The sequence below is a fragment of the Mesorhizobium sp. P171375 genome, from assembly GCF_057786075.1.
Genome location: NZ_JBYNWF010000001.1, coordinates 5,368,888 through 5,381,544, shown reverse-complemented (window position 1 = coordinate 5,381,544; position 12,657 = coordinate 5,368,888). Strand labels below are relative to the sequence as shown.

General features: G+C 63.2%; 11 protein-coding genes and 1 tRNA gene. 10 read left to right on the top strand and 2 right to left on the bottom strand.

The features are described 5' to 3' along the window. The first annotated feature begins 12 nt into the window (after positions 1-12). From nuoN to ACYHH6_RS26285, 3 genes are all read left to right on the top strand, one after another. Positions 13-1,449, top strand: a complete 1,437-nt coding sequence (nuoN, locus tag ACYHH6_RS26295; protein ID WP_352584102.1) for an NADH-quinone oxidoreductase subunit NuoN — start codon at positions 13-15, stop codon at positions 1,447-1,449. 5 nt (positions 1,450-1,454) lie between these two features. Further along, the gene (locus ACYHH6_RS26290; RefSeq protein WP_352584103.1) at positions 1,455-2,276 is read left to right on the top strand and encodes a biotin--[acetyl-CoA-carboxylase] ligase; all 822 of its coding nucleotides are present in this window, start codon (positions 1,455-1,457) and stop codon (positions 2,274-2,276) included. Between the two features lie 91 nt (positions 2,277-2,367). Continuing rightward, the gene (locus ACYHH6_RS26285) at positions 2,368-4,038 is read left to right on the top strand and encodes a ribonuclease J (RefSeq protein ID WP_352584105.1); all 1,671 of its coding nucleotides are present in this window, start codon (positions 2,368-2,370) and stop codon (positions 4,036-4,038) included. Between the two features lie 146 nt (positions 4,039-4,184). Here ACYHH6_RS26285 and ACYHH6_RS26280 read toward each other — a convergent pair whose 3' ends face one another. Beyond that, positions 4,185-5,027, bottom strand: a complete 843-nt coding sequence (locus ACYHH6_RS26280) for an MBL fold metallo-hydrolase (RefSeq protein ID WP_352584107.1) — start codon at positions 5,025-5,027, stop codon at positions 4,185-4,187. 133 nt (positions 5,028-5,160) lie between these two features. On the opposite strand from ACYHH6_RS26280, the gene mce reads away from it, so the two are divergent. The 6 genes from mce to ACYHH6_RS26250 all read left to right on the top strand — a co-directional run bounded on the left by mce (position 5,161) and on the right by ACYHH6_RS26250 (position 11,557). After that, entirely contained in the window at positions 5,161-5,565 is a 405-nt protein-coding gene (gene mce / locus ACYHH6_RS26275) for a methylmalonyl-CoA epimerase (RefSeq protein ID WP_352584108.1), read from the top strand. Further along, positions 5,562-5,846: a DUF1467 family protein gene (locus ACYHH6_RS26270; protein ID WP_352584110.1), complete on the top strand. Its 285-nt coding sequence runs from the start codon at positions 5,562-5,564 to the stop codon at positions 5,844-5,846. Before mce ends, ACYHH6_RS26270 begins: the two co-directional genes overlap by 4 nt. A gap of 740 nt (positions 5,847-6,586) precedes the next feature. Further along, on the top strand, positions 6,587-7,915 hold the full coding sequence (gene proS / locus ACYHH6_RS26265; RefSeq protein ID WP_352584112.1) for a proline--tRNA ligase: 1,329 nt from the start codon (positions 6,587-6,589) through the stop codon (positions 7,913-7,915). Then, positions 7,912-9,228: a lipoprotein-releasing ABC transporter permease subunit gene (locus ACYHH6_RS26260; protein ID WP_352584114.1), complete on the top strand. Its 1,317-nt coding sequence runs from the start codon at positions 7,912-7,914 to the stop codon at positions 9,226-9,228. Before proS ends, ACYHH6_RS26260 begins: the two co-directional genes overlap by 4 nt. Then, positions 9,225-9,908, top strand: coding sequence for an ABC transporter ATP-binding protein (locus tag ACYHH6_RS26255; protein WP_112565145.1), 684 nt, complete (start codon positions 9,225-9,227; stop codon positions 9,906-9,908). The genes ACYHH6_RS26260 and ACYHH6_RS26255 overlap by 4 nt, the downstream gene beginning before the upstream one ends. A 398-nt stretch (positions 9,909-10,306) precedes the next feature. Further along, positions 10,307-11,557, top strand: a complete 1,251-nt coding sequence (locus ACYHH6_RS26250) for a site-2 protease family protein (RefSeq protein WP_352584116.1) — start codon at positions 10,307-10,309, stop codon at positions 11,555-11,557. A gap of 18 nt (positions 11,558-11,575) precedes the next feature. Here the strand turns inward: ACYHH6_RS26250 and lipB are convergent, their stop codons facing one another. Continuing rightward, positions 11,576-12,319: a lipoyl(octanoyl) transferase LipB gene (gene lipB, locus ACYHH6_RS26245; protein WP_352584118.1), complete on the bottom strand. Its 744-nt coding sequence runs from the start codon at positions 12,317-12,319 to the stop codon at positions 11,576-11,578. A 234-nt stretch (positions 12,320-12,553) separates the two neighbouring features. Here lipB and ACYHH6_RS26240 point away from each other — a divergent pair. After that, positions 12,554-12,638: transfer RNA gene (locus ACYHH6_RS26240), tRNA-Leu, on the top strand. Positions 12,639-12,657: the final 19 nt, after the last annotated feature.

Sequence of the window (12,657 nt, the reverse complement as noted above, 5' to 3'; positions counted from 1 at the left end):
GTTTTGCGAACCATGACGCCGGACCTTTACTCCAGCCTTTCGCTCTCGACGCCGGAGCTGATCCTTGCCATCGGCGCGCTGGCGCTGTTGATGGTCGGCGCCTATTCGCGTGCCAACGCCGTCAACATGGTGACCGGCCTTGCCGTCGCCGTGCTGGTGATATCAGGCATGTGGCTGGTCTTTTCCACGGGGCAGGGCGCAGCCTATGGCAACGCCTTCATCCAGGATCCCTTTTCCCGCTTCATGAAGGTGCTGTCGCTCGTCGGTTCGGCAGTGACGCTGGTGATGTCGATGCGCTTTGCCAAGCAGGAGCATTTCGACAAGTTCGAATACCCGGTGCTGATCCTGCTCTGCACGCTCGGCATGATGCTGATGATCTCGGCCAACGGCATGATCGGGCTCTATCTCGGCCTCGAACTGCAATCGCTGGCGATCTACGTGCTGGCGGCGATCAACCGCGACAATCTGCGCTCGACCGAAGCCGGCCTGAAGTACTTCGTGCTCGGCGCGCTGTCATCGGGCATGCTGCTCTACGGCATCAGCCTGGTCTACGGCTACACCGGCAATGTCGGCTTCCAGGAAATTGCCTCCGCACTTGGCAGCGGCGAACGCCAGCTTGGCCTCGTCGTCGGCCTGGTCTTCGTGCTGGCCGGCCTCGCCTTCAAGATCTCGGCGGTGCCGTTCCATATGTGGACGCCGGATGTTTATGAGGGCGCACCGACGCCGGTCACCGCCTTCCTGGCGGCAGCCCCCAAGATGGCGGCGATGGCGCTGATCGTGCGCGTCACCATGGGCGCCTTCAAGCCGATCGCTTCCGACTGGCAGCAGATCGTCGTCTTCATCTCGATCGCCTCGATGGCGCTCGGCGCCTTTGCCGCCATCGGCCAGACCAACATCAAGCGACTGATGGCGTACTCCTCGATCGGCCATATGGGCTATGCGCTGGTCGGTCTTGCGGCCAACAGCGAGGCCGGTGTGCGCGGCGTCGCGATCTACATGCTGATCTATCTGGTGATGACGCTCGGCACCTTCGCCTTCATCCTCGCCATGCGGCGCAAGGAAGGCAATGTCGAGCAGATCAGCGATCTCGCCGGTCTCTCGTCGACCAACCCGATCATGGCGACGATCCTGACCATATTGATGTTCTCGCTGGCCGGCATCCCGCCGCTCGCCGGCTTCTGGGGGAAGTGGTACGTCTTCCTCGCCGCCATCAACGCCAATCTTTACGCGCTGGCGATCATCGGCGTGCTGGCTTCGGTCGTAGGCGCCTATTACTATCTGCGCATCATCAAGATCATGTGGTTCGACGAACCGGCGGGCGGCTTCGTGCCGATGGCCAGTGAACTGCGCCTCGTGCTCGGCGTCTCCGGCGCTTTCGTGCTGTTCTATGTGCTGATCGGCGGTCCGATCGCGACCTACGCCGAAGCCGCCGCCAAGACATTTTTCTGAGCGGGATGGCATTTCGGCTGGCTCCAACCTCTGAGACGGAAGGGTTCCGGCTCGAGGCCCATGACAGTATCGGCTCCACCAACACGGTGGCGCTGGACCATGCAAGGGCAGGCGACCGCGGCAAATTGTGGGTCGTTTCCAAAAAGCAGGAAAGCGGGCGCGGCCGGCGGGGTCGAGCCTGGGTATCGCCCGAAGGCAATCTGGCCGCGACTTTGCTCGTCATCACCGGCGGTGAGTTGCGTCTAGCGGCGACGCTCGGTTTCGTCGCCGGCCTGTCGCTGGCGGACGCGCTCGATGCCGTCGTGCCGAAGGGCAGGATCGCTATCGGCCTCGACGGCGGAAGCGACGGCAAGAACCGTTTCGAGTTGAAATGGCCGAACGATGTGCTGGCCTCCGGCGCCAAGCTTGCCGGGATCCTGCTGGAATCGGCCATTCTCGACGGCGGCCGCTTCGCGGTGGCGGTCGGCATCGGCGTCAATGTGGTGACATATCCCGAGGATATGCCGTATCCGGCGACATCGCTGCAGGCGCTTGGCGCGACATGCGATGCCGAAACGCTGTTTTTGGCGCTGTCGGATGCGTGGACCGACAATGCCAGGCTGTGGGATGAAGGACGTGGGCTCGACGCCATCCGGCGGCGCTGGCTGGCGCGCGCAGCGGGGCTTGGCGGCGAGGTTGCTGTCAGGATTGACGGGAATGTGGTGCGCGGTACCTTCGAGACCATTGACGCGGACTGCCGTTTCGTGATCCGCGATGACGAGGGGTCGGTTGTGACGGTAGCCGCCGGCGACGTGCATTTCGGCGCGGTCGCGTCGGCAAGAGTCTGATTGTTGTGCGCAATTCCTGTGGGAAAACCGTTACACACTTTTCCTGGAATTGCTTAAGGGGCTGGCCGCAAGGGCCGGGAAGGGAAAATTGATGGCGAAAGCGCAAAACGCCGAACTCGTCTTCGTGCCGCTCGGCGGCGTCGGCGAGATCGGCATGAACTTCGCCCTTTACGGCTACGGCCCGCCCAGTGCGCGCGAATGGATCGTCGTCGATGTCGGCGTGACCTTTCCCGACGCGGCGCATCCGGGCGTCGACCTGATCCTGCCCGATACGCGTTTTATCGAGGAGAACCTCGCTAATCTGCGTGGCATCATCATCACCCACGCGCATGAAGACCATTATGGCGCGCTGCTCGATACCTGGCCGAAGCTGAAGGCGCCGGTGTGGATGACGCCGTTCAGCGCCGGCCTGCTGGACGCCAAGCGCCAGGGCGAACAGGGCGCGCCGAAGATCCCGGTGACGATCTACCGGGCAGGCGAAAAGTTCACCGTCGGTCCGTTCGAGATCGAGGCCATTCCGGTGGCGCATTCGATCCCCGAGCCGATGTCGCTGGCGATTACCTCGCCGGCCGGCACGGTCATCCATACCGGCGACTGGAAGATCGATCCGGAACCGACGATCGGTCCCAAAACCGACGAAGCGCGCTTCCGCGCCTACGGAGACAAGGGCGTGCTGGCGCTGGTCTGCGATTCGACCAATGCGCTCAGGGAAGGCGAATCGCCGTCGGAAGTGGCGGTTGGCGAGGGTCTCCGGGGCGTCATCCAGAGTGCCGTCGGCCGCGTGGCGGTCACCACCTTCTCCTCCAATGTCGGGCGCATCGTCTCGATCGCCAAGGCGGCGCGCGATGCCGGCCGGCAGTGCCTGGTGCTCGGACGCTCGCTGAAGCGCGTCATCGATGTCGCCGGTGAACTCGGCTACATGGACGGGTTGCCGGAATTCATCGCCGAGGAGGATTTCGGTTTCATCCCGCGCGAAAACCTGGTCATCATCTGCACCGGCAGCCAGGGCGAGCCGCTGGCTGCACTGGCCAAACTCTCGCGCGAAGAGATGAAATCGGTGTCTCTGACGGCAGGCGACACCGTGGTGTTTTCCTCGCGCACCATTCCCGGCAATGAGAAGGCGATCCTCGAGATCAAGAACCGCCTGATCGACCTCGGCATCAAGATCATCGAGGACGGCGACGCGCTGGTGCATGTCTCCGGCCATCCGCGCCGCAGCGAATTGCGCAAGATGTATGAGTGGGTGCGGCCGCAAATCGGCGTTCCCGTGCATGGCGAAGCCGCGCATCTGGTGGCGCAGGGGTCGCTGATGTCGACCTCCGGTATCGGCCAGGTGGCGCAGGTGCGCGACGGTGACATGCTGCGGCTCGCTCCCGGTCCGGCAACCATCATCGACCAGGTGCCGTTCGGCCGCATCTACAAGGATGGCAGGCTGATTGGCACCGACCAAGCGATGGGCATACGCGACCGGCGCAAATTGTCGTTCGCAGGCCATGTCGCGGTCAATGTCGTGCTCGACGACAAATACGAGCTTGCCGGCGATCCCGATCTGGTCGCCATCGGCGTCGCCGAAGCGGATGCCCGTGGCGAGAACATGGAAGATCTGATGCTCGACGCGGCCGTCGGCGCGGTGGACTCTATCCCGCGCCAACGCCGCAAGGATCTCGATCTGGTGCAGGAAGCGGTGCGTCGCGCCGTGCGCGGCGCCGCCAACGAAGCCTGGGGCAAGAAGCCGCTGGTGACGGTGTTTGTCACGCGTTAGAGCGTTTCACCGTTTCACGGAAACGGCGAACCGCTCTATCTCTTTGTTTTGACGCAATTCCCAAGGGAAAGCGCTACGCGCTTTTTCCGGGAAAACCGCACACACTTTTCCTGGAATTGCTCTCGGGCGAAGCCAACCGCTGGAGTTCAGCTGGTGGCGGGAAGCCAGCGAAACGTCCCGTCCACCTGCTCGATGTGCCCGAGACCCGGAAATGGCATGTGATAGCCGGCGACAAGCAGCCGGTGGTCGGCGGCCATTTTCAACAGGCGCTTGCGGGTCTCGACGGCCTGCTCCTTCTCGTCGTCGAGGTCGGCATGCCACTCAGGGCGCTGGATCGACACGACAGAGTGCAGGAAGGCGTCCGACCAGACGAGCAATTGCTGTCCGTCGCTTTCGACGTGGAACGCCAGCAGTCCCGGCGAATGGCCGGCGGCGTCGATGGCGGTGATGCCGGGCACGACCTCGTCTCCGGGCGCTACGAATGTCGCGCGGTCGGCAAGGCCGGCGCAGACACGCAGGAACAGGGCGCGATTGCTCAGCCTGGCTTCGCGCACCGTATCGGCCTCGGTCCAGAAGACGAATTCTGCCGCACCGAACACGTAGCGCGCCCGGCTGAAGACGGCTTCGCCGTTGTGGACGAGGCCCCCGATGTGGTCGGGGTGGCCATGCGTGATGACCACCAAATCGATGTCGCCGGGCTGGAGCCCAAGGTCTTGCAGGCATTGCAGCAACGAACTGTCCTCGTCGCCGAATCCGGTGTCGAACAGGATCTTTTCGGCACCGGTGTCGATCAGCGTCGGGATGAAGCAATGCTCGTATCGATCGGGATCAACGGAGTTCGACATGGCGAGTTCCCGCACCGCGCCCGGCGATTGTCCAGGGGCGAAGGCAGCCGCGAGATTGTCTCTGGCATCGACGGCGTCGAGCAGGGCGGCAACCCTGAACGAGCCAAGATCGAAGCTGAAAACGCGGGAGCGGGCATCGGGCATTGCCGTTTGTACTTCGCCGATATCGATTGGAACAGGGCGGCGGTTCACCCAAGTGCGACCTTGCGCGCCTCGGCAAAGACTATTGATATTGGCCGATTTGACGTAAGACGCCAGCATCGAAGCTGGAGGTTTCATGCTGGGACGCCTGAACCATGTCGCGCTTGCCGTGCCGGATCTGACCGCGGCGATCACCGCCTATCGCGACACGCTGGGCGCCCGGGTCACCGCGCCGCAGGCGCTGCCGGAGCACGGCGTGACGGTGGTGTTCGTCGATGTCGGCAACACCAAGATCGAACTGCTGGAGCCGCTGGGCGACGGCTCGCCGATCGCGGCTTTCCTGGCGAAGAACCCCTCGGGCGGCATGCATCATGTCTGCTATGAGGTCGACGATATTCTTGCCGCGCGCGATCATCTCAAGGCGAGCGGCGCACGCGTGCTGGGCGACGGCAATCCCAAAACCGGCGCCCACGGCAAGCCGGTGCTGTTCCTGCACCCCAAGGATTTCTTCGGCACGCTGGTCGAACTGGAGCAGGCATGAGCTGGATTTCGTTTGCCGCGCTGTTCTTCATCACATGGTGGCTGATGCTGTTCATGGTGCTGCCGTTCAGCGTGCGCACGCAGGATGACGATCACGACGTGACGCTGGGCACGGTTCCCAGCGCCCCGCGCGGGCCGCATATGCTGCGCGCCGTGATCCGCACCACCATCGTCACGGCTGTCGTCATGGGCATTTTCTACGGCCTGACGCACGGGCTGGGTTACAGCCTCGACGAAGTCCCGCACATCATCCCCGAAGCCAGCCAGGCACCGGCTAACTAAAACCTTTCCCGCCGACAAAATCGGGCGGGCGGCATGCTGCTGTTTGTGCCTATTTTCGGATCATGGAAGTCCAGTTTCGGCGCACTCGGGCTGAGGTTAGCAACTCTGCGCGCAAGAATAGCCAATCCTGATGGAATCGCGGCGAGATCACGCCGGCGCAAGCTCATGTGATTTGGGAATGTGTAGATCTAACCAGATGATTGCGCAAAAAAAATGCAAGGCACAAGGCCTTGCAATTTAAACGCGTTCCGATCTGTTTTCCGGTTTCCGGCGGCAGCGGGTAACCGCGCCTAGATCGCATCCTCCCAAGACTTTGACCGCGTAGGAGAGCAGATTTTTCTCCGCCCTCTCGGTTATCGGGGCACACTAGCCTAACCCTGATGAAATTGTCACGCAGAATTTTGCCCGCAAACGGGCAATCTGTGCTGCAGTGCACAATAGTGCGGCAGGCTTTGCTTGCGAAACGAACAACACCGGGGCTGCCGCATTAATGTGGCCAGGTGTGCTGCGTCGCTCAGGTGCGCAAGGCGTGTGTCAGCACTTTGCAGCCAAGCCATCACTTTGCACCTGACCAATTATCGTTTTCGGTTCGAAGGTCTTTGGAAGAAGAATCGATTTTTGCGATTTCGGGCCGATGCCGCGGGTCGGGTTTCCATTCCGTCACGAAATAGCTATGAAGCCGGGGCAAGCAAGCCAGCCGCGCCGATTCCGGTGCAGCCTCCTCTCTCACGGACCTGTCCATGCGTTTGTCGCAGTTTTTCCTGCCCATCCTGAAAGAAAATCCGCGTGAGGCCGAGATCGTCTCGCACCGGCTGATGCTGCGTGCCGGCATGATCCGCCAGCAGGGGCAGGGCAGCTTTTCCTGGCTGCCGCTCGGCAAGCTGGTGCTGGACAAGGTCTGCCGCATCATCCGCGAGGAACAGAACCGCGCAGGCGCACTGGAAATCCTGATGCCGACCATCCAGTCAGCCGACCTGTGGCGCGAAAGCGGCCGCTATGACGACTACGGCAAGGAGATGCTGCGCATCAAGGACCGGCAAGACCGCGACATGCTCTACGGTCCGACCAATGAGGAAGTGGTTACCGAGATCGTGCGCGCCTACGTCAAGTCCTACAAGGATTTGCCGCTCAACCTCTACCACATCCAATGGAAGTTCCGCGACGAGGTGCGGCCGCGCTTCGGCGTCATGCGCTCGCGCGAATTCCTGATGAAAGACGCCTATTCCTTCGACCTCGATTTCGAGGGCGCCAAGGCGGCCTATAACAGGATGTTCGTCTCGTATCTGCGGACCTTCACGCGCATGGGCCTGCAGGCGATCCCGATGCGGGCCGACACAGGGCCGATCGGCGGCGACCTCAGCCATGAATTCATCATCCTGGCCGACACCGGCGAGAGCCAGGTCTACTGCGACCGCGAGTATCTGTCGCTCCAGGTGCCCGGCGAAAACACCGACTTTGCCAATGACGGCGAGATCGCCGACATCGTCAAGACATGGACGACGCCCTATGCCGCCACCGACGAGATGCATGACGAGGCGGCCTGGGACAAGCTCGGCGAAGCGGACCGGGTCTCGGCGCGCGGCATCGAGGTCGGCCACATCTTCCATTTCGGAGACAAATATTCGAAGCCGATGGGCGCCAAGGTGACCGGGCCCGACGGCAAGGATCATTTCGTCTCCGGCGGCTCCTACGGCATCGGCCCATCGCGCCTGGTGGCGGCGATCATCGAGGCCAGCCATGACGACAACGGCATCATCTGGCCGGAGGCGGTGGCGCCGTTCGACATCGGCCTGATCAACATGAAGGTGGGCGACGCCGACTGCGACCGCGTCTGCGGCGAGCTCTATTCCGCCTTCACCGGCGCCGGCAAGGACGTGCTCTACGACGACACTGACCAGCGTCCGGGCGGCAAGTTTGCCACCGCCGATCTGATCGGCCTGCCCTGGCAGGTGATCGTCGGACCGCGCGGCGTTGCCGCCGGCGAGATCGAGATCAAGAACCGCCGGACTGGCGAGCGCGAGACGCTGCCGGTCGCGGAGGCCAAGAAACGCTTCGGTGCAATCGCATGAGCGAAGCCGCGGCAACGAAGCCTTCGGTCGCCAAGTCGCCGATCGCCAAATCTCCGGTCGCTGGCCCGTTCTCCATGTTCGAACGCATGGTCGCCTGGCGCTATCTGCGGTCGCGCCGCAAGGAGACGGTGATCTCGGTCATCGCCTCGATCTCCTTCCTCGGCATCATGCTCGGTGTCGCCACGCTGATCGTCGTCATGGCGGTGATGAACGGATTCCGGGCTGAGCTTCTGACCCGCATCCTCGGCGTCAACGGTCATCTGATCGTGCAGCCGCTGGATTCGCCGCTGGAGGACTACGCGCAGGTTGCCGCCCGCATCAACGGCGTGGCCGGCGTCAAATACGCCATTCCGCTGATCGACGGCCAGGTGCTGGCGCAAGGCGATGTCGGCGGCGGCATGGGCGCGCTGGTGCGCGGCATACGCGCCGAAGACCTCGGCAAGATCGCCATCGTCGCCAACAACGTCAAGCAGGGTTCGCTCGCCGATTTCGACTCGGGCGAGGGCGTCGCCATCGGCAAGCGCATGGCCGAGAATCTCGGCCTCGTGCTCGGCGACACCATCACGCTGATCTCGCCGGAAGGCGATGTGACGCCGATGGGCACGACGCCGCGGATGAAGGGCTACAAGGTGGCGGCGATCTTCGAGGTCGGCATGTCGGAGTATGACAGCTCCATCGTCTACATGCCGTTTTCCGAAGCGCAGCTCTATTTCAACATGGACGGCAGGGCGCAGACGATCGAGATCTATGTCGACAATCCCGACGATGTGGACGCGCTGAAACCGCTGGTCGATGCGGCGGCGCAGCGGCCAATCGACATGGTCGACTGGCGCCAGCGCAACGAGACGTTCTTTTCAGCACTTCAGGTCGAGCGCAACGTCATGTTCATGATCCTGACGCTGATCGTGCTGGTGGCGGCGCTCAACATCATCTCCGGCCTGATCATGCTGGTGAAGGACAAGGGCCACGACATCGCCATCCTGCGGACGATGGGCGCCTCGCGCGCCGCCATCCTGCGCATCTTCCTGATGACGGGCGCTGCGATCGGCGTCACCGGCACGCTGGCCGGCGTGCTGCTCGGGGTGCTCATCTGCACCAACATCGAATCCATCCGCCAGTTCTTCTCGTGGATGACCGGCAAGGTGTTGTTCAATCCGGAGCTCTATTTCCTCAGCCAGTTGCCGGCAAAGATGGACCCGCGCGAGACCGCCTACGTCATCCTGATGGCGCTCGGTCTGTCCTTCCTGGCCACCGTGTTTCCGGCGTGGCGGGCCGCCCGTCTCGATCCGGTCGAGGCCTTGAGATACGAATGAAGTCCGAGATCATTATCGAGCTGAAGAGCGTCGAGCGGCACTATGTCCAGGGGCCGCGCAAGCTCACCATTTTGAACGGCGCCGACTTTTCGCTGAAGCGCGGCGAGATGGTGGCGCTGGTGGCGCCATCGGGCACCGGCAAGTCGACGCTCTTGCACACTGCGGGCCTGCTCGAGCGCCCCGACGCCGGCGACGTCATTTTGGCCGGCCGCGCCTGCGGACGGCTGTCCGATGACGAACGCACCGCGATCCGCCGCAACGATGTCGGCTTCGTCTATCAGTTTCACCATTTGCTGCCGGAATTTTCGGCACTCGAAAACATCATGATGCCGCAGCTGATCAAGGGGCTCTCGCGCAAGGAAGCGTCGGAGCGGGCGGCACAGCTGCTCGACTACATGCAGATCGGCAAGCGCGCGTCGCACCGGCCGTCCGAATTGTCGGGCGGCGAGCAGCAGCGCGTCGCCATTGCCCGTGCCGTCGCCAATGCGCCATTGCTGCTTTTGGCCGACGAGCCGACCGGCAATCTCGACCCTGTCACCGCCTCCTATGTCTTCGAGGCGCTGGGCGCGCTGGTCAGGCAGTCCGGCCTTGCCGCGCTGATCGCCACCCACAATCACGAACTGGCCTCGCGCATGGATCGGCGGGTGACGTTGCACGAGGGTAAAGTGGTGCCGCTTTAGGGCACATCGATACTCAGGTGAGGCCGGCCTGCGAACGGCGGCTTCCTGCGCTTCCGGCCCTGCGTCGGCGCCTGCTAACCTTTCCTTAACCCTGCCCAAACCGGCTGTCAGGATTTGTCGGCATGCCGCTTTCCGATCGTTGACATTCGAACAAAATTAGAACAAAATGCGAACATAGCAACAACAGGAGAGAGTTATGAGCGATCTTGTTCAGGACGTCGTTTCGTTGGTGTGCATGAGTGCGTTTCTCGTTTCCATGGCCGTCTGGATCGGCGCCATGTGATCAGTCTGCGGTTCGCCGCAGTGTTTTGAGGCGGGCAGGAGGGCGTTGTGTTGTTAAGCCTTTCTTGCCGCCATGACGCTAGGGTGCCCTGTCAAGACAGGGAGCAAACGCCCAAGTGTCGCCGATCGTGACGGCCCTTCTCGTGGCCGGTAATCTCGGACTGATTTTCCTTTTGATGACCGCGCCGCTCGGTTTGCGCACGGTGAGGCTCAGCCGCGTAGTTGCCATGGACCGGCAGCGCCTCTGGCAGGCGCTGTGGCCGCACGGCAGCGACGCCGGCTGGTCAGGCGAGATCCTGTCGGCAGAGCCGTTGGACGGGCAGGGCACGACCCGCATCATGCTGTCCTGGGAAGGCCGCGACGGCCAGCCGATCGAGCGCAGGTCGCGCTTCGAAGACGTCGTCGAGGGCAGTCGGTTTTCGATGCGCGTCATCGAGGATACCGCGCTCGACGCTTCGTTCTGGAAGGATTTTTACGAGACCACCGAACTCGTCTCGGAAGGCGCGGGCACGCGTGTCACGCTCAGCCAGACAGACCGCTATCGCGGTGTCGCCTTCCTGGTGTTCCGCTACTTCGCCATGCGCCGCGAGCTTGGCAAGCTGCAGCACTGGGCAAAAACCGGGCAGTATCGCAAAGGCGGCTGGTTCGAGCATCCGCTGAGCCAGGTAGGCTTCGCCATTCTGTCGACCTTCATTCTGTGGCCGTTCTTCGGGCTCAATCCCGGTGGCTTTGCGCTGGCCGCGATCCTGACCTCGGTGGTCGCCCTGCACGAGCTCGGCCATATGGCGGCTTTCCGGCTCACCGGGCATAGCAAGGCGCGGATGATCTTCATCCCGCTGCTCGGCGGCATCGCCATTGGCGGGCGGCCCTATGACAGCCGCTTCGAGGTCGCCTTCGTGGCGCTGATGGGCGCCGGCTTTTCCGCTTTCCTGGTGCCGCTGCTGATCGTCACCAGCGGCTTCGCGTCTAGCGAGGGGCATCGGCTGGCCGCCGCCCTTCTGGCGACGCTCGCCGGCTTTGCCGCGCTGTTCAACATCGCCAATCTGGTGCCGGTGTGGAAATTCGACGGCGGCCAGGTGCTGCGCCAGATCTGCCCAGGCCCGATCGCGCTGGCGCTGGCTTCGTTCTCTTTGCTTTCGGCTTTGCTGGCGGTGGGCTGGTTCGCTGGTTTTTCCCAAGGCTTTCTGCTGGTGGCAGGCGCGGTCTTTGCCATTCTCAGCCTGCTGACCGTGGGCAGCGGGGTAAAGCCGCGCCACGAACTGAAGCCGATCCGCACCTTCGACCGTTTCGCCATGGCCGGCGCGCTATTGGCCGTCTTCGCCATTCATGGTTACGGGCTGTTGTGGGCCTCGGCAAAGCTCCTCTGAGCGTTTGATCGAGCGATTTCAGCCGGCCTTGCGCGCTGGTTCGGCAGAAATAGCCTCGGCTGCCCCAAAAACATCCTCGAAGGCGGATTTCAGCGCCAGGTCGAAATCGGCCATGGTCACGGGCAGGCCGAGATCGACAAGGCTGGTGACGCCGTGGTCCGGCACGCCGCAGGGCACGATGCCGCTGAAATGGCCGAGATCCGGCTCGACATTGACGGCAATGCCATGAAAGCTCACCCAGCGCCGTAGCCGGATGCCGATGGCCGCGATCTTGTCGTCGGCCGGCGAGCCGTCGGGCAGGGAGGGACGATCGGGCCGCACCACCCAGACGCCGACGCGGTCCTCGCGGCGTTCGCCGCGCACGTTGAAGGCGGCAAGCGTGCCGATGATCCATTGTTCGAGCGCGGCGACGAAGGCGCGCACGTCCTCGCGCCGGCGCTTCAGGTCGAGCATGACGTAGGCGACCCGCTGGCCCGGCCCATGATAGGTGTATTCGCCGCCGCGTCCGGCCGCGAAGACCGGGAAACGGTCGGGGTCGATCAGGTCTTCGATACGGGCGCTGGTGCCGGCGGTGTAAAGCGGCGGGTGCTCGACCAGCCAGACCAGCTCGGCGGCGGCACCGGTGCGGATCGCCTCGGCACGTGCTTCCATCAGGGCAAGCGCATCGGTGTAGCTGGTCAGGCCGGGCTCGATGCGCCATTCGACCGGTGCTGAGCCGGGCAAGGGCAGGAACGACGTGGCGATCTGGCTGCGTTCTGTCATGGCTTTTCGTTTTTCGCTTAATGCACGCCGGCTTCCAAAACCGCTTCGGGCCTGGGGCGGGATGCATTTGCCCTTTCATATGGCGGCAATTGGCTGAAACGTCCAGTTCGCCACGCACTTCGGCCTTCCCGACCGTTATGCCAATTCCCGGCGATTATTGCGCGCCGCGCCCTTGTTTCGCCGGAAACGATTTGCTACACGCCGCGAGCCGGTTCGTTCCGGCTCCTACCACGGGCGGTCGTGGCGGAATTGGTAGACGCGCAGCGTTGAGGTCGCTGTGGGGCAACCCGTGGAAGTTCGAGTCTTCTCGACCGCACCATTCTCTCAGCCGCTAAGTT

What these genes read in the sequence shown, in the direction of transcription:
- nuoN (WP_352584102.1), top strand. Translation starts at nt 13, where the DNA reads ATGACGCCGGACCTTTACTCCAGCCTTTCGCTCTCGACGCCGGAGCTG.
- ACYHH6_RS26290 (WP_352584103.1), top strand. Translation starts at nt 1,455, where the DNA reads ATGGCATTTCGGCTGGCTCCAACCTCTGAGACGGAAGGGTTCCGGCTC.
- ACYHH6_RS26285 (WP_352584105.1), top strand. Translation starts at nt 2,368, where the DNA reads ATGGCGAAAGCGCAAAACGCCGAACTCGTCTTCGTGCCGCTCGGCGGC.
- ACYHH6_RS26280 (WP_352584107.1), bottom strand. Translation starts at nt 5,027, where the DNA reads ATGCCCGATGCCCGCTCCCGCGTTTTCAGCTTCGATCTTGGCTCGTTC.
- mce (WP_352584108.1), top strand. Translation starts at nt 5,161, where the DNA reads ATGCTGGGACGCCTGAACCATGTCGCGCTTGCCGTGCCGGATCTGACC.
- ACYHH6_RS26270 (WP_352584110.1), top strand. Translation starts at nt 5,562, where the DNA reads ATGAGCTGGATTTCGTTTGCCGCGCTGTTCTTCATCACATGGTGGCTG.
- proS (WP_352584112.1), top strand. Translation starts at nt 6,587, where the DNA reads ATGCGTTTGTCGCAGTTTTTCCTGCCCATCCTGAAAGAAAATCCGCGT.
- ACYHH6_RS26260 (WP_352584114.1), top strand. Translation starts at nt 7,912, where the DNA reads ATGAGCGAAGCCGCGGCAACGAAGCCTTCGGTCGCCAAGTCGCCGATC.
- ACYHH6_RS26255 (WP_112565145.1), top strand. Translation starts at nt 9,225, where the DNA reads ATGAAGTCCGAGATCATTATCGAGCTGAAGAGCGTCGAGCGGCACTAT.
- lipB (WP_352584118.1), bottom strand. Translation starts at nt 12,319, where the DNA reads ATGACAGAACGCAGCCAGATCGCCACGTCGTTCCTGCCCTTGCCCGGC.